General features: G+C 62.5%; 15 protein-coding genes. 1 reads left to right on the top strand and 14 read right to left on the bottom strand.

The genetic code is table 11. The annotated features are described in order from the left end of the window. Window positions 1-74: 74 nt before the first annotated feature. Window positions 75-1,037: a LysR family transcriptional regulator gene (locus tag BES08_RS14255; RefSeq protein WP_069708695.1), complete on the bottom strand. Its 963-nt coding sequence runs from the start codon at window positions 1,035-1,037 to the stop codon at window positions 75-77. 168 nt (window positions 1,038-1,205) lie between these two features. Here BES08_RS14255 and BES08_RS14260 point away from each other — a divergent pair, with 168 nt between their 5' ends. Further along, entirely contained in the window at window positions 1,206-1,916 is a 711-nt protein-coding gene (locus tag BES08_RS14260; RefSeq protein ID WP_231958029.1) for a TetR/AcrR family transcriptional regulator, read from the top strand. Here BES08_RS14260 and BES08_RS14265 read toward each other — a convergent pair. From BES08_RS14265 to BES08_RS14325, 13 genes are all read right to left on the bottom strand, one after another. Then, entirely contained in the window at window positions 1,911-2,132 is a 222-nt protein-coding gene (locus BES08_RS14265; protein ID WP_069708696.1) for a DUF2274 domain-containing protein, read from the bottom strand. The two genes, BES08_RS14260 and BES08_RS14265, sit on opposite strands and share 6 nt — an antisense overlap. A 2-nt stretch (window positions 2,133-2,134) precedes the next feature. Continuing rightward, entirely contained in the window at window positions 2,135-3,235 is a 1,101-nt protein-coding gene (locus BES08_RS14270; protein ID WP_477529338.1) for a TraB/TrbI/VirB10 family type IV secretion system protein, read from the bottom strand. A 29-nt stretch (window positions 3,236-3,264) separates the two neighbouring features. Continuing rightward, window positions 3,265-4,278 carry a P-type conjugative transfer protein TrbG gene (gene trbG / locus BES08_RS14275; RefSeq protein WP_069708698.1) on the bottom strand — a complete coding sequence of 338 codons (1,014 nt, stop codon included), beginning with the start codon at window positions 4,276-4,278 and terminating at the stop codon, window positions 3,265-3,267. Further along, window positions 4,275-4,958 carry a conjugal transfer protein TrbF gene (trbF, locus tag BES08_RS14280; protein ID WP_477529339.1) on the bottom strand — a complete coding sequence of 228 codons (684 nt, stop codon included), beginning with the start codon at window positions 4,956-4,958 and terminating at the stop codon, window positions 4,275-4,277. The genes trbG and trbF overlap by 4 nt, the downstream gene beginning before the upstream one ends. Window positions 4,959-4,960: 2 nt before the next feature. Beyond that, window positions 4,961-6,322, bottom strand: a complete 1,362-nt coding sequence (trbL, locus tag BES08_RS14285) for a P-type conjugative transfer protein TrbL (RefSeq protein WP_069708700.1) — start codon at window positions 6,320-6,322, stop codon at window positions 4,961-4,963. Window positions 6,323-6,325: 3 nt separating this feature from the next. Next, entirely contained in the window at window positions 6,326-6,613 is a 288-nt protein-coding gene (gene trbK-alt / locus BES08_RS14290) for a putative entry exclusion protein TrbK-alt (RefSeq protein ID WP_069708701.1), read from the bottom strand. A 20-nt stretch (window positions 6,614-6,633) separates the two neighbouring features. Beyond that, window positions 6,634-7,419 carry a P-type conjugative transfer protein TrbJ gene (gene trbJ, locus BES08_RS14295; protein ID WP_069708702.1) on the bottom strand — a complete coding sequence of 262 codons (786 nt, stop codon included), beginning with the start codon at window positions 7,417-7,419 and terminating at the stop codon, window positions 6,634-6,636. Continuing rightward, window positions 7,416-9,923: a conjugal transfer protein TrbE gene (gene trbE, locus BES08_RS14300; RefSeq protein WP_069708703.1), complete on the bottom strand. Its 2,508-nt coding sequence runs from the start codon at window positions 9,921-9,923 to the stop codon at window positions 7,416-7,418. The genes trbJ and trbE overlap by 4 nt, the downstream gene beginning before the upstream one ends. Before the next feature lie 10 nt (window positions 9,924-9,933). After that, window positions 9,934-10,215 carry a VirB3 family type IV secretion system protein gene (locus tag BES08_RS14305; RefSeq protein ID WP_069708704.1) on the bottom strand — a complete coding sequence of 94 codons (282 nt, stop codon included), beginning with the start codon at window positions 10,213-10,215 and terminating at the stop codon, window positions 9,934-9,936. Then, window positions 10,215-10,547, bottom strand: a complete 333-nt coding sequence (locus BES08_RS14310; protein WP_069708705.1) for a TrbC/VirB2 family type IV secretion system protein — start codon at window positions 10,545-10,547, stop codon at window positions 10,215-10,217. Before BES08_RS14310 ends, BES08_RS14305 begins: the two co-directional genes overlap by 1 nt. Beyond that, window positions 10,544-11,524: a P-type conjugative transfer ATPase TrbB gene (gene trbB / locus BES08_RS14315; protein WP_069709273.1), complete on the bottom strand. Its 981-nt coding sequence runs from the start codon at window positions 11,522-11,524 to the stop codon at window positions 10,544-10,546. Before trbB ends, BES08_RS14310 begins: the two co-directional genes overlap by 4 nt. A 197-nt stretch (window positions 11,525-11,721) precedes the next feature. Next, window positions 11,722-15,345 (bottom strand): DEAD/DEAH box helicase, encoded by a 3,624-nt coding sequence (locus BES08_RS14320; protein WP_069709274.1) that lies wholly within the window; start codon window positions 15,343-15,345, stop codon window positions 11,722-11,724. Further along, window positions 15,345-16,298: an aminotransferase gene (locus tag BES08_RS14325; RefSeq protein WP_231958032.1), complete on the bottom strand. Its 954-nt coding sequence runs from the start codon at window positions 16,296-16,298 to the stop codon at window positions 15,345-15,347. Before BES08_RS14325 ends, BES08_RS14320 begins: the two co-directional genes overlap by 1 nt. Window positions 16,299-16,403 lie beyond the last annotated feature (105 nt).

The raw sequence follows: 16,403 nt of genomic DNA on the forward strand, positions 1-16,403 counted from the left end.
CTATATATGGCCGCATGGCCGAAGGGCGCGTGAGCCACGTGGATTGTGTGGCCGCCGTTACCGGCGACGGCGTTTCATGCCTGCTTGCTAGCAGCCCGAGCCAGACTCAACAGTCGCCGGCATGCAGGATTATCGTTTATGGCGGACCAGATCATGCTGAATGGCAAAACCTCACCCGCTAGTTCCCGGTAGGTGATCCCCGGAAACCGCGCGACGGTCGTCGCTTCGCTCGTCAGAGTGAGGCCTTGGCCGACCGCAACCAGCGACAGGATGTTGTCTCTCCCGACCTGTTGGGTTTGAATCTCCACTTTGCGGCCGAGACCCGCAAGTCGTGCGACAAGATATTCGTGAATCTCCAGCCCCGGCGCACCGTCGCTCACGATGAACCGTTCCGAGGCCAAATCGGCCCAGCCGAGGTCGGGCTTATCTGCCAAAGGATGATCGTCGGGCAACACCAGAAAGACTTTCTCGCACCACAGGTGCTCGGCTTCACAACCGTCCCAAGCCGGCATGCCCGTTATGAATGCGACATCGAGATTGAGATTGCGAACCGCAGCGACGTGTTCAGGCGGACTGCCATCAATGATGTCGACCTGCACCTTCGGGTGACGCGACCCGAAAGCACGCAGCAAATCGAACAAAAATCCTGATGCGAGGGACGAGAATATCCCTACTTTGACCAGCCCTTGCTCTGCCCGGCCGACCGCTGCCACCTTGGTCACCCCGATGTCGATCTGGCGAAGAGCATGGCGGGCATTGCGCAGGAATTCCCGCCCGGCGACGGTCAATCGCACCCCGCCAGCATATCGCACGAAAAGCGACGCCCCCAATTCATCTTCGAGATCACGGATCCGTCGGCTGATGGAAGACTCCTGGATGGCAAGCGCCGTAGCGGCCTTGCGGAAGCTCCCATAGTCGACGGCAGCAACAAAATATCGCAACTGGTGCAGCCGGACTGCGGACTTGCGGGCATTCCCCTCAACAATGTTCGTGAGGGCATCATCAGGCGATGGCTGATTGTTCCGGATCGCAGGCATGGCGTGTCACCCGGAACCGTGTTCGGTTTCTGGCGAATACCCCGCCACCATCCGAGCAAGAAACGGCCTGCGCGCTTCACCTTCGATGCACGCGCCACGATGCTTGAATCTGCGCGCGCTCATCGCCTCTCCGCATAATCTCAAACTAAACGGCGTTCAGTTACCGAAATGCTGCTTGTTGACATCCGCCCCGTCAACGAAAAAAGTAAATCGCGTTTAGTTTTCACGATCAGTTGGGACAGGATGTCCATGGCTCGCCCCCGGAAGGAGCAAGAACTTGATATTGCTCGTCGCGCAGTCGACGAAACCATCCGGCTGCTGGCGGAGCGCGGCGACCTCGACGTACCGTTGACCGCGGTTGCGCATGCCATAGGCTGCACGGCGCCAGCGCTTTACGGCCACTTTCACGACAAGAGCGCCTTGCTGCGCGCCGTTCGGGACGAGGGTTTTAACCGGCTCTACAGAGAAAAGCTGGCTGTCTTCGAGCAGATGCGCGGTGACCCGTTCGGTTATTTGCGTGATGGCAGCTATGCATATGTCCGCTTTGCTCTGGAAAACTCCACGCTATACCGCTTGATGTTCACACCGCCGCCGAGGCTCGGGGTCAGCGACGACCCATGGTCGAGCGAAGCTGGAAGTCAGGTATTGAATCTATTGCTGACGGGACTTCGTTGTTCTCAGGACAAAGGCTTTTTGCCTAGCATGGATCTCAGCCGCTACAGCTTCATGTTCTGGTCAACGGTACACGGCGCGGTGAGCCTCACCCTTCAGAACCGGGAAATGGATCAGTCCACCAAATGGAACACGGCGCGAGAGGCCGTCGACACGCTGATGGAGATCATCGCGGCGACTTGTTCTGATAGGCCTCCCGCCTCATGAGCGGGCTCGTCTGGCGCTGGCAAAGCCCCGATCCGTTGCGATGAACCGCTCCAACATCGGTACGATCAGCCTGACGGGATCGGTGGCAGGCTGCCCGGTCTCCCGGGCCAGCACCTCGGCATAGGCAACGAGATCCCGATGGAGCGGCCCCGGCAATTCCAGCGTGAGTTTGACGGGTTTGTCCTCAATGATGGGTCCAAGTTTCAGCTTTGCCATGGTCAGTTCCTGTAGGGTTCGAGCACAAGATCGCGGGTGACGATGACCCTGACCGGGAAGCCCGGCCGGATGGTCAGTGTCGGGGCAACCTGCAACTGGCGCTGGACGATCTGTTGTCCGGCCTGGTTGATGGTGTCCTGCGCCCCGTCGCGGATGGCGCGGATCAGCCGGTCGTCGTCATCGGTCGCCAGCTCGGTGCCAATGCCGAGCAGCGTGGACAGCCCTGCCGCCTTCATCAGATCCCACCAGTGATAATCGACGCCATCCTCCAGTCCGGCATAGCCGGAAGCGTCCGCGCCCGGTTGGCGCTCCAGAACGATGGAACGGCCATTGGGCAAGATCAGACGATTCCAGACCAGCAGCACGCGGCGCTGTCCGAAGGTGACGCCCGCATCATACTGGCCGATGATGCGCGTGCCCTGCGGGATCAGGAGCAGCGAGCCGGTCGGGCTGTCATAGACATTCTCCGTGACCTGCGCTGTGATTTGCCCCGGCAGATCGGAGCGGATGCCGGTAATCATCGCCGCCGGGATCACGGCTCCGGCCTGAAGAATGTAGGGCGACGCAGGCGCCATGATGCGATCCAAGGCAACGGTCTGGCGGTCCACCGGACCATTAAGGAAAGCCGTGTGCCTGTCCTGCGCTGCGGGTTGGCTGCCAAGGTCAAGGCCTGTGAGGCCAGACATTGCGGAACTGGGTGTCGCTGCTGTTCTCTGCCCTGACTGGAAGAAGACCGTACTCAGACGCGCGGCTTCCTCTTCAGCGAGGCGCCGCTCTTCAGCAGGGTCGCGGGCGGGCGTCGCCATAGCGGGCGGTGCGACGGGCTGACCACTGTTCTGGGCGTCGAGGATGGGACCGCCAAGATCGCCCGGTAATGCCGGTCCCAGGACCGGGCCGGTATAATCGCGCGGTAGGCCGGACAGGCCATCGGCCGTGGGGCGGTTCTCGGTTGAATAGAGTTCTTCGCCACCACCGCTCAGATCACGGGTCTGGAGTGCATAGATCAGCGCCCCACCGATCCCTAGCAACGCGACGGCTGCGACACCGGCGAGCATCTTGCGCGACAGGCGCGTGACACGCGGTGTCTCGGCGCGCAGGCGCATCGGCGCGGCATTCGTGGTGGTCTCCTCGCTCATGACGGCGACTCCCCGGTGTTCGCGGGCTGGGCCGCCTGTCTTTGTTCGATGCGAACAATCCTGACGGTCTGCTGACGATTGCCGCTGCCCAGGCGCAGCTCGGCCGCACCGAACAGGCGATCGACGATCAGGATGTTCTGATGGATGCGGGAATTAACGATCTGAGGCTCGCCATCGGATCCCAGAACGAAGATCGGCGGCATCTCGCCCTGGACGATGCCGCGCGGGAAGACGACATAGATCCGGCGGCCGTCGTCGAAGACGGAGATCGGCCGCCACGGCGGGCTGTCGCCAGTAAGTCCGTAGCGATAGTTGCGCGCGGCCTCGACCGGGATGATCGGTGCTGCCGGAACGGTCTGGCGCTGACTTGCCGGTGGTGCCGGATAAGCCCAAGCAACGGACGGCATATAGAGCGCCTCGCGGGCGCGCAGTTCGATCATGTACGTGCGCCGGTCGGTCGTGACGACGAGATTGGTCGAGATGTCCTGCCGCGATGGCTTGACGAGGATGTGGACGCGGCGGTTCACACCGCTGCCGCTTTCGGTATCCCCGATAATCCAGCGAGCGGTATCGCCCGCCGCGATCGGCCCCGCGCCGGTCAGGCTCTCGCCCGGCTCCAGCGCGATATTGGTGATCTGCCCCGGCGCGGCATAGACCTGATAAAGTGCGCCTTCCGACCAGGGGTAGATCTGGATGGCGTTATAGTAGCCTTCGCGACGCGGCTCGACGCGAGCGGCGGCATTCGCGTTCTCGACGCGGCCTGCCGGCGTGCCTGCTGCGGTTCCGCCGCGCGCGACCGTCCATGCCGGCGGCGTGTGCAATGGCCGGGGCCGGTCATCGGTGACAGCAGCCTGCACGGTCGGCAGCGCAGGAACTTCGGCATCGTAGCTGAACTGCGGCGTGCGGTTGGTGGCGCAGCCCGCCAGCATGGTGGCCGAGAGCAGCAAAGCCGCGATGACAGGTTTACGGAAAACCGGGAAACCGGAATTGCGGGGGAACGTGCGGGTCATTGGCTCATCTCCCGCGACCATGAGATTGCATTGACGTAGATGCCGAGCGGATTGGCACGCAGACGCTCGGCGTCACGCGGCGTCTGGATCACGATAGTCAGGATCGCGGTCCAGCGCTCGGTCGTGGAAAGCTGCCCGTTCTCGTAATGGCGCTCGGTCCAGGCGACGCGGAAACTGTCGTTCGAGGCCCGGATGACGCTGGAGACTTCGACCGCTACAGCCACGCGGCCGACCTTCGTGAACGGGTCGTTGGCGCGGGCATAGTCGTTGAGCGCGGCGGCGCCCCGGTCCGTGGTGAACTCATAGGCGCGCAGCCAGTTCTGACGCACGATGATGGCGTCGGCCGGGATCGAGCGCGTCTGCTCAATGAAGCGGCCCAGATGGAAGGCGATCTGCGGATCTGTCGGGCGATAGTCGGCCGTCGCTGCGGCAACGGTCTGCGCCTGGCCGAGATTATCCACCTGCACCACCCAGGGCACGACAGTCCCGCGTGCCGATTGCAGGACAAGCGCGGCGGCGAAGCCCGCAGACAGGATCAACGAGCCGAAGGCCATGTAGCGCCAGTTCTTCGCCTGCACGCGGGCCGATCCGATACGCTCATCCCAGACCTGCGCGGCTTTTTGGTAAGGCGTTTCCGGTTCGGGCGATTTGCCGTAATGGGTCGATGGGCGTCTGAAGATGTTCATGAGCGGTCGCTTTCGGACATGTTGACGGAAGAGCCGCCGCCGTGGCTGTCGCCGGAGCGGACGGCATGGGCGGCCATGGTGGTGCCGTGATTGAGAGCCTGACGGCGGTGCATCTGCTGCGCCCATGCAGGCGGGCCGCCCGCCGGAGCGGCAGGCGCTGCGGAAGCGGCGGCACTCGCACCGCCAATAGTTCCCTGCGTGGACGATCCTCCGGTGACGCCGAGCCCGGCCCGCGCACCGTCGGAGAAGCTGGTTTTGACGCTTTCCGCTGCTTTCGAGGCGGCACGCTTCAGCGGTGACGCGGCAGCCGATCCGGCAGTACGAGCGACACCGCCCAGACCGGAGGCAACACCTGCTGCACCGGACTGGCCAAGAGAGCCGACACTATAGGCGGCGCTTGCCGCACCTGCAGCGGCAGCACCGCCACGGACAGCAGCGGCTCCGCCGGAGAGTGCCGCTGCTCCCCCCTTCGCGGCCATACCTGCGGCAGCGCCACCGGCGAGCACCATGCCGCCAGCGGCAAGGCCGGTTCCGACGGCAGCGCCAGCACCAAGCTGCGGACCACCGGAGACGAGACCGGAGGCGATGCCGGGGCCGAAAATGCCGAGGCCGAGAAGCGACAGAGCGGCCAGCACGATGGCCATGGCGTCGTCGATGGTCGGCGTCGCGCCACCAAAACCTGCCGTGAACTGCGAAAACAGCGTCGAGCCGATGCCAATGATGACAGCGAGCACCAGCACTTTGATGCCAGAGGAGACGACGTTGCCCAGCACGCGCTCGGCCATGAAGGCGGTCTTGCCGAACAGGCCGAAGGGGATGAGGACGAAGCCCGCAAGCGTCGTCAGCTTGAACTCGATCAGGGTAACAAAGAGCTGCACGGCAAGGATGAAGAAGGCCAGCAGCACCAGCACCCAGGCGAACATCAGGCAGGCGATCTGGATGAAGTTCTCGAAGAACGACCAGTAGCCCATCATGTCTGAGATGGATTCGAGCAGCGGGCGACCGGCATCGAGACCGGTCTGCGCCACCTTGCCGGGCCGCAGCAGATCGGCGGCGGAAAAGCTGGTCCCCGATCCCTTCAGGCCGAGACCGGCGAAGCTGTCGAAGATGATCTGCGCGAGATTGTTCCAGTTGCCGATCAGATAGGCGAAGACACCGACGAACAGCGTCTTCTTGACCAGCCGGGCGATAATGTCGTCATCGGCGCCCCAGGACCAGAAAAGCGCGGCCAGCGTCACGTCGATGACAATCAGGGTGGTGGCGATGAAAGCAACTTCACCGCCGAGCAGGCCGAAACCGCTGTCGATATAGGTGGTGAAGACGCCCAGGAAATTGTCGATGACGCCGGTGCCGCCCATGGTTCACTGTCCCCCGTTCTGATGCGGGGCTGCGGGCACCGGCGTTCGGCCGAGGAACCGGTCGCGGCTTTCGGCCCAAGTGGCGAGGCAGCCGGGATCGTTCACGGCAGCCTCACCTAGCTGCTGACAACGACGGAGGCTCTGGCGGAGCGGATCGGCAGAAGGTTGAAGCGCAGGAGCCGGACGGCTTTGCGCCGGTTCGTCCTCGCGGGTCATCTCGATCACCGTGGCGGTAATCGCGATGGCGACGAATATTATCGCGCCGATCCGGGCCAGCAGCTTGCCGTCCATGTCGCGCCCCTCCTGTCGGGTCAGTTGTTGCCGTTGCCGAACATCCGGGCGTTGCCGGGCTGGTAGCCCGATCCCGGTGTCAGAAAGCGTTCACGTTGAATGCGGCCCTGTTCGGCGGCGGTCGCACGTTCAGCCTCGATCAGCGATTCCGAACGGCCATTGGCCGACATCAGCGCGATCAGGTCGGAAAGCTGCTGTGATTGCAGGGCCAGAAGCTGATTGCTCGCCTGCGTGGCCTGCAATGCGCCGGTGGCGTTCTGGCTCTGACCGACAAGGGCAGACATCTCGGTGCGGTTGGTGTCGATATTGCCGACAACACCGGCCTGCACGCGCATGGCGTCCTGCAAGCCGCCAACCGTATTCTGCCAGCGGGACCGCGCGTCGGCGACGAGTTGGGTATCGGTAGCGGACAGGGAGATACTGCCGTATTTCTGCTGGAACGCTTGGTCGATGTTCTGGACGTCGAAGGCGATGTTCTGCGCCTGGCTCAGAAGCTGCTGCGTGCGCTGCACATTCTGCTGCAAGGTTTGGAGCGAGCTATACGGCAGGCTCGCCAGATTGCGGGCCTGATTGATGAGCATGGTCGCCTCATTCTGGAGGCTCTGAATCTGGTTGTTGATCTGCTCCAGTGTGCGCGCGGCCGTGAGGACATTTTCCGCGTAATTGGAGGGATCGAAGACGATGCGGCCGAAGCCGAATTGCGCATGGGCCGGACTCACCAGAATCGGCGAAAGCGCGACGGGTACGGCGAGCGCGACGGCCAGTGCGGAAGTACCGACGAGACGGCGAACGGGAATACGGATCATGGCAGGGTCTCCTCTTCATGGGGGTGGTTTGGCTGGGAATGATCTGGCGCGGCCGGAACAGCGGGTTCGGTCGGTTCAGTGCGATTGGTGAGGTTCGGGATCAGATCTGCGGCCCAATCGGCGCCGCGATGGCGTAGCCAGGCGGTAAGGAAGCCATCGCGCCCATGCTCAGCCATGAGGTTTGCAATCAGGGTCTGGTCTGATTTGGCGGAAGCGGCGCAGAGCGCGAGGCCGACCTCGCTGAGCCCCAACTCGAACAGCCGATTGCCGCGCCGCGACTGGCAATAATAGTCCCGCTTGGGCGTCGCCCGTGCGAGGATTTCGATTTGCCGGTCGTTGAGACCGAAGCGGCGGTAGATCGCGGTGATCTGCGGCTCAATGGCGCGCTCGTTCGGGAGAAGCAGCCGTGTCGGGCAGCTTTCGATGATGGCGGGCGCGATGTTGCTGCCGTCGATGTCGGAGAGCGATTGCGTGGCGAAGATGACGGACGCGTTCTTCTTCCTGAGCGTCTTCAGCCATTCGCGGAGCTGATTGGCAAAGCCTTCATCATCCAGCGCCAGCCAGCCTTCATCGATGATGAGAAGCGTTGGGCGCCCGTCGAGCCGGTCGCCGATGCGGTGAAACAGATAGGCCAGCACCGCAGGCGCAGCGCCCGTGCCGACCAGCCCCTCGATCTCAAAGGCTTGCACGTCGGCATGACCGAGATGTTCAGCTTCAGCATCGAGCAACCGTCCATAGGCGCCGCCAACGCAGTATGGCCGCAGTGCCTGCTTGAGATCATTGGATTGGAGCAGCACTGCAAGGCCGGTGATGGTGCGCTCCCCGATCGGCGCAGAGGCCAGGGAGTTCAGTGCTGTCCAGATATGTTCCTTGACGTCGGGCGTGAGTGTAATGCCTTCACGCATGAGGATTGCGCCGATCCAGTCGGCGGCCCAGGCACGTTCATAGCTGTCGTCGATGCGCGCCAGCGGTTGGAGGGAGACGGAGGTCTCCGAACCTTCGGTCAGTCCGCCGCCCAGATCGTGCCAGTCACCTCCCATGGCGAGTGCGGACACTCTGATCGAACCCCCGAAATCGAAGGCGAAGATCTGGGAGCGTTCGTAGCGGCGGAACTGCAGCGCCATCAGCGCCAGCAGCACGGATTTTCCCGCGCCGGTCGGGCCGACGACGAGGGTATGGCCGACATCGCCGATATGAAGGGAAAGCCGGAACGGCGTCGAACCCTCGGTCTTGCCGTAAAGCAAGGGGGGCGCTCCGAAATGTTCGTTCCGTTCCGGCCCCGCCCACACGGCCGATAGCGGGATCATGTGGGCAAGGTTGAGCGTCGAGACTGGCGGCTGCCGGACGTTGGCATAGGCATGTCCGGGCAAAGAACCGAGCCAGGCATCGACGGCATTGACGGTTTCCGGCATGGCCGTGAAATCGCGACCCTGGATGATCTTCTCAACCAGCCGCAGCTTCTCGTCAGCGATGCGCGGGTCGGCATCCCAGACGGTGACGGTGGCCGTGACATAGGCCATGCCGGCCATGTCGGCGCCAAGTTCCTGCAGGGCCATGTCAGCGTCGAGCGCCTTGTTCGATGCATCCGTGTCCACCAACGCCGATTGCTCGTTGGTCATCACCTCTTTCAGGATCGCGGCGATGGATTTGCGCTTGGCGAACCATTGCCTGCGGATTTTGGTCAGCAGCTTCGTGGCGTCCGTCTTGTCCATCAGGATCGCGCGGGTGGACCAGCGGTAGGGAAAGGCCAGCCGGTTCATCTCGTCGAGCAGGCCGGGCGTCGTCGCGGTCGGAAAGCCGGTGATGGTCAGGATCCGCAGATGCTGGTCGCCCAGGCGCGGTTCCAGCCCGCCGGTCAGCGGCTGATCGGCCAGCAGGGCGTCGAGATGCATCGGCATCTCCGGCACGCGTACGCGGTGGCGGTTCGTGGAAATGGCCGAGTGGAGATAGGTCAGCGTCGCCGCGTCATCGATCCAGTGGCATTCGGGCATGAAGCCATCGAGCAGCGCCAACACGCGGTCGGTGCGGTCGATAAAGCCCCGCATCACCTCCCATGGATTGACGCCGGATTGCTCGCGGCCTTCATAGAGCCAGGTCTCGGCACGGGCGGCATCCTCGGCAGGCGGCAGCCAGAGGAAGGTCAGGAAATAGCCGGACACGAAATGCGTGCCCGCTTCCTCGAAGACAGCCTTGCGTTCGGCATCGACCAGAGCCGAGGCCGCATCGGGAAACGTGCTGCCAGGATAGGTCGCAGCCTCCGAACGCTGCGCCTCAACGAAGATCGACCAGCCAGAGCCAAGGCGGCGCACGGCATTGTTGATCCGGCCCGCGATTGCGACGAGTTCGGCCGCGACAGCGGAATCGAGGTCCGGCCCCCGGAATTTGGCGGTGCGCTGAAAACTGCCGTCCTTGTTCAGCACAACACCGGAACTGACCAGAGCGGCCCAGGGCAGGAAATCCGCGAGACGGGTGGCGGTGCGTCGGTATTCGGTGAGATTCATCATGGCTGCGCCCTCACACCGAAAGATGACCGGGGATGCGCAGATGCCTGCGTCCGACCTCGACGAAGAGCGGATCGCGTTTCGCCGCCCAGACCGCGAGGAAATGCCCCACAGCCCAGATGGCGAGACCGACCAGCCAGAGACGCAGGCCGAGACCCACGGCTCCGGCCAGCGTGCCATTGATGATGGCGATGGAGCGCGGTGCGCCGCCGAGCAGGATATGTTCCGTCAGCGCGCGGTGGCCCGGGACGGAAAATCCCGGCACCGCGTCGAGTTGCTCAAAGCCGACCGCCATCAGACGAGCGCCCCGCCGCCAAACGAGAAAAACGACAGGAAGAAGCTCGACGCCGCGAAGGCGATGGATAGACCGAATACGATCTGGATCAGCTTGCGGAAGCCGCCGCCTGTATCGCCGAAGGCCAGTGCAAGGCCGGTGGAGATAATGACGATGACGGCGATGATCTTGGCAACCGGTCCTTCGATCGACTGAAGGATGCTCTGGAGGGGCGCTTCCCACGGCATGGACGAGCCTGAAGCGTGCGCAGCCGGGGCGAACATCAGGCTGATGGAAACGGCGGTAGCAGCGGTTGCCATGAAGCGGTAGCCGCGCGAAATCGTGCGGATCATGAAGGATCTCCTTTCGAGGTGGTTGCGGGGGTGATGGCGTAGTCGCCGTCGGGGCCGAGCCCATCGACGCGGGCGAGTTCGACGAGACGGCGGGAAGATCCGCGTCCGGCGAGGACAGCAACAAGGTGGATCGTCTCAGCGATCAGGGCGCGCGGCACTGTGATAACGGCTTCCTGGATGAGCTGTTCGAGGCGGCGCAGCGCGCCGATGCCGGAACCCGCATGGATGGTGCCGATCCCGCCGGGATGTCCGGTGCCCCAGGCTTTGAGCAGGTCGAGGGCTTCGGGGCCGCGAACTTCGCCGATAGGGATGCGGTCGGGGCGCAGGCGCAGTGAGGAACGAACCAGATCGGAAAGCGTCGCCACGCCATCTTTCGTCCGCATGGCCACAAGGTTCGGCGCGGCGCATTGCAGTTCGCGTGTGTCCTCGATGATGACGACGCGATCCGTGGTCTTCGCGACCTCGGCCAGCAGCGCGTTGGTCAGCGTGGTCTTGCCGGTCGAGGTGCCGCCCGCGACAAGGATATTGGCTCTGGTGGCGACGTTCAGGCGCAGCACCTCGGCCTGAAGGCTGGTCATGATTCCGGCTGTCACATAGTTGTCGAGCGTGAAGACGGCGACGGCAGGCTTGCGGATGGCAAAAGTCGGTGCGGCGACTACCGGCGGCAACAGTCCTTCGAACCGTTCGCCGGTCTCGGGCAGTTCGGCTGAGACACGTGGGCTACGGGCATGAACCTCGACGCCGACATGATGGGCGACCAGCCGGACGATCCGCTCGCCATCGGCGGCGGACAATCTCTCCCCCGTATCGGCCAGACCCTCGGAGAGCCGGTCGACCCAGATGCGGCCATCCGGGTTCAGCATCACCTCGACCACGCCGGGATCTTCCAGAAACCGGGCAATGGATACCCCGAGCGCGGTGCGCAGCATCCGCGCGCCACGGGCAATCGTCTCGGGTTTCTGATGTGATGCGGTCATGGCGGCCCCGTTCATGACGGGGCGCGCAAAAGACGGACCCCGGATCGGGGTCGATTAAAAGAACCTGATTTGGGGCTGTTTCAACAGATGTTTACGCGCGTGCGGGCATCGGCGGCCGACGGCGGAAAATCGGAGGGCCAGCGAACAGAGGAGCGAAGTCGCGTTTCGCGGCAATCACGAAAAATCTCGAACAGTCATCACCGCCAACGCGAGCGCGCAAACACACGACGCACGCTCGGCTGTGCAACCGTATCAAGCACATAATCATTGGCGATGTCGCTGGAGTCATAGTGCCTAGGTTCGTCGGACGATCGCGCGAGTTCGTATCCGGCCGCATCGACCCAGAGCACTTCCTCGTCACCAGTGATGGGCAGCACACTGTACCGCCGCATCGCTCCGGTTGTGCCTGTAAGCTCGGCTTCATCCGGCACTGGCTCGACGCGTTCCCGCTCACGAGCAGGCAAGCCGCGCTCCCACGCGAGAAAGTGCTGGGGGCTGATGAGATCTTCGCTCGTCGGATTTTTGACTTCTGCCTCAAGCCATTCATCGAACGATGATCGCAACTCTTCCGCATCTTCACGGGTCTTAGCCCGCCCTTGGGCAAGGGCGAATGCAACGAACGGATCGAGCGTACCCCATCGCAGCAGTTCTCGTGCCCAGAAACCAAACCAAGGCAATCCGGTCGTGGCCTTCCATGCATCAAGCGAAGGCACAGCAAGCGGATCACCCGCCCCAGCCGTCCACTTTTGGGCGACGACAGCACCGATCGCCACTCCGAGCCTGAATTCCAAATTATCGGCAACGAAGCGTTGCCGGGCACGCAAATTACCGGCTTCCGGCACTTCACCACCCGGTCCGCGCATCCACCAGGCGAGGACGTCCGTCCAGGTCGCGAGTATGTTCTGATCGCCCACGGTGTCGCGAACGCGGAATCCAAACCCGCGATCACTCTTGAGCAATTCTCCTAGCGCCGTGAACCGGGCGAGTCGTTGCGCAGGCGTATCGCTGCCATAGTTCAGGGCTTCGGTCAGCTTTTCGGAGATGGCTGGTGCGACGGCTTCGAAGCGGCGGCCGACATAGGGTGAGAAGCCATATTGGTAGAGCCGACGTCGTTCTTCGGCGTCGGGATAAATCTCTTCGACAATGGCGCGTCCTCGCCGCACGATTGCTTGTTCGAGCCAGGCTTCCTGCGCCGCTGCCGCCATCGTGAATGTCTTCTGCCAGAGCGCCGCAAGCTTGGCTTCCGCCTGCGCGCCATCGAGACCGTCGTCGAGGAGACTGAGTTCCTCAAGCGCGGTCATGACAAAGGAATCGAGCTCATCAACGGTATCCGCCAGTCGCGCTAAGTCACTGGTGGCGCCGGTGCCAGCATCGTCGCTCAGTTCCTCGGGCTGAACCTGATCCAGCCAGCAGAGAAATGCCTCGTCGGTTACGTGGCCGAAATATAGCGACGCCTTGTTGCGAAGCTCCTGAAGCAACATTGCCAGCGGGCTGAGAGTGGCGTCGCCGGCAAGCTCGTCGAGACGCAGGTTCTCACGAAGCACGTTATAATCTTCCCTAAGAGCGCCCACCTGATTGTGCTGTGTCTGCTTCTGGCCGTTCGCAGTGGTGGCGATCGTCGTCGGGAGCGCGACGAGGGTCAGGCCTTCCATTCCCTTGGTGGCACCAGGGCGTCCGGCCCGGCCGGCAAGGTTACGAAATTCCGCCGGTGTGTACGGCGTGATGATCGGCTTCTGCTTCACATTGTCGTACGCGCTGCGCTTGAGCGAGGTCACGAAGATGATATCAAAAGGAAGATTCACGCCCTCCGTGAGGGTCGCTGTCGCGACCGTGATCGGACAGACCTTCTCGTCGATCATCTGCACCATGAGGCGACGCAGGCGTTGCGGCATCTGCCCATGACTTGTCGCGATGCCGCGGTCCAGCAGCGCGACTTCATAGGATTCCGGGCCGCAATAATCGACACAGGCTGCTCTTGCTTCTGCGAACATGGCGCCAAGCCTACCTTCGGGCGGGACATAGGCAGAGAGCCCTTGCCAGGCCGGCAGATCGAATGACTTAGCATACCAGCCCATCGTCTCTTCGGGCTTCTGAGCCAACGAGATCAAAATCCGACGATTGGTCGCAGCGAGATGAAGCGCAGTCCATAAAACCGTGACCTGATTGAAACAGTACAGGCTCCGGCGCATGTCTGGCGGGAGCTGTGCCATCGGAGGTATGGTGAGGTTGAGATACACAGGGGCGTCGCGGCCCCGTACGTAGAGTGGCCGACCATTCATCAAGTCGAGCAACATCGTACTGCGTCGTTCCGATGCGGTCTCGAGCACTCCGATGACCTGCCGGGTACTGCGATAGCGGGTGCCTATCGCCTGCGCGTCCGCGTCGCCTTCCATCCAGCGCGCGACCGGCCCGGCCGCGCCACCGGCGACCGCTGTCAACGCGATGCGGACGATGTCGGGGGCCTGTGTCAGCAAACGCGCGACAAAGCTCTCCAGCCGCAGCGCACGACTGCTGTGATCGGCAAAGGCATTACGGCCACTCTCGGTGTCTTCGGGCAACACCTGGTGCGCCTCGTCGACAATGAGCAACCGCAGCCGGCCGAGGAGCAGCGGCGCAAGGTAGCGCATCAGCGCATCTGCCTTCTCGACCGTCGCGATCAAAACGGTCGGGCGATCAGCGTTGAGCCAGTAGTCGGTAATGCCCCAATCCGCGCCACCATAGAGCCCGGTGATGATCAGATCGCGCCCGAGTTCAGAGGTCAGTTTTGCCTCGACTTCGCCGGCGAGCGCGCGCGACGGCACGACGTAGAGCGCAAGCGGTATAACATCGCCATGATCGCGCAGCAGCAATTCTTTGATGAGACCGAGGTTGGCAACGAGCGTTTTGCCCGACCCCGTTGGCGTACAGAGTGCGAAGGACGAATTCTCCAGTAGTCGGGTGATACCCGCCAGTTGCGAAGACCAGAGGATACCTCGTCCTCGCGCAAACTGATCGCGCCCAAAGGCTAGCATACGGGGCATGCGTTCGAGATTCAGTTGGCCGAGCGCCCGCACCGACCGATAGATGCTCGCAGCTGCAAATCGCTCGCCCACTTGGCGTAGGAGGCCGATCAGCAGTGAGACGTCGTCGCTGAAGGTGCGGACCGCCATTGAGTCTAAAGCCTTGAGTTTGGCGGCAGCCTTTCTGAGGCGGGCATCATCACCGCGCCGTGCGGAATCCGCAAAGAGACCAAGCGCCCGGACTAGCTCAACGGTAAAGTACCACGCGAGGCGGTCGTCGTTTTGCTCTTCGAGAATGCGTGGGGAAGCGTCTGCGGCAGTTAGGCCGGGGTGCTGCTTCCAGAAAGCCATCGCGAGAGTCAGGACCTCATCGAAATCGGCCCGAAGAAAGGCAGCAAAAAGCGCGGGTCCATCTTCGTCGAGGTCGAGCTGGCCAAGTAGGCCCGAAGCCATCGCAGGGAGACCGCCGAGCTGGAATGCCGCCCCAGAGAGTAACTCGATCGGGGCAAACATTTTAGTCCCGTCGTTGGACCGCGCCAGCCATTCGAGAATTTCGCCTGCTCTTCGGTAGCAGTCGATAGCCCGTGGCGCTTCATAGCCTTCAATCTCGGCGAAAATCTCGGCCGCGTGCAGCAGGCGGCGCGCATCGGCGAGCTGTCCTTCCGAATCGGCTTGGCTCCATCCGATCGTGTCGACCTGCCAGCCAATCTGAAGGCAGCGCACGTATGAGCGGGCCTGGTTGGCGGAGATTTCATTCTCGAGGGCCAATCCAATGCGGGCGCCGTTGGCGAGGTCGAGGCGCTCCGGATCGTAGGCAGGCATCAGGCGCGCCACAAAGCGTCATAGACGCCGTCGATCAGATCTTCGCCGTCGGTCAGAATAAGCTCGACTACCTGAAGGTCGTGCGGCGCAGTGTAGTCATCGGGAAGGGCTTCCCATGGGATGAGAGATGTCTTGGCCTTTCGACTAGGCACGTCACCACCGGAAATCATGATCAGGTTAGTGCGCGGCAACGGCTCGGCGCCCTTGACTACCAGCACGCGATCAATCGTGGCGATCGCGGCCGAAAAGGCATCTGGATCAATCTCTCGGAGTAGTCGCTGCAATTGCCGCAACCCGTGCGGTGCCGGTATGTCCCGATTGATCTGAAACCAAATGCCTTTTCCGTCGTGTGCCGCGATCCCCGTCGCCGGATCGGTCTTTTTCTTTCCATACAGGAGGTCGGCGACAACCGCAGGCTGGAGCTTCTTACGCCATTTGGCCTCACCGGCGATGAAACGGATCACTTCGCCCGCGTCATTGAGTGCCAGCGCCAAGAAATCCGAACCACGGCGACCATAAACCTCACGCTTGCGCTCCTCGTCGCGCGCCAGAGCGAAGAGATAGGCCTCGGCATCTTCGTGAAAGCGGAACAGGAAAACTGGAATTACCCAGTGGTGACCGCCGACGAACTCATAATGCTCGGTGAGCATGCCGGCCATGACTTCACCGAAGAGCCCACGCCGCGTAATCGATGGGAGCATATTGGGATAGGTTGCATGCGCGCCGGGCGCGTCAGCATCGGGATGAAGGTCGATGCCCAATTGCTCATGAAAATAAGCTCGTGCATCAGTGTGCGCTGATTCGAAGTAGCCGACGAAATCCTGGATCAGATCTTCGTCGCACTCACAATTCTGCTCCAGCAGAAGATGGCCGTAGTTATCGACATCGCTCGGATATTTGGTGAGCCAGCGATCCAGAGCGTTTTTCGGCGGCGAACAGGTGTGCAATGTCAATGTGTTGGACTCCCCCCACATACACTACGAGAATTGCTGCCGCTCATGAAGCGCTAAAGCGTCCATGCAAAAACGAATTCTACAGACGTATCTTAGGGGCGTTTA

This window comes from Novosphingobium resinovorum (genome assembly GCF_001742225.1).
GTDB lineage: Bacteria > Pseudomonadota > Alphaproteobacteria > Sphingomonadales > Sphingomonadaceae > Novosphingobium > Novosphingobium resinovorum_A.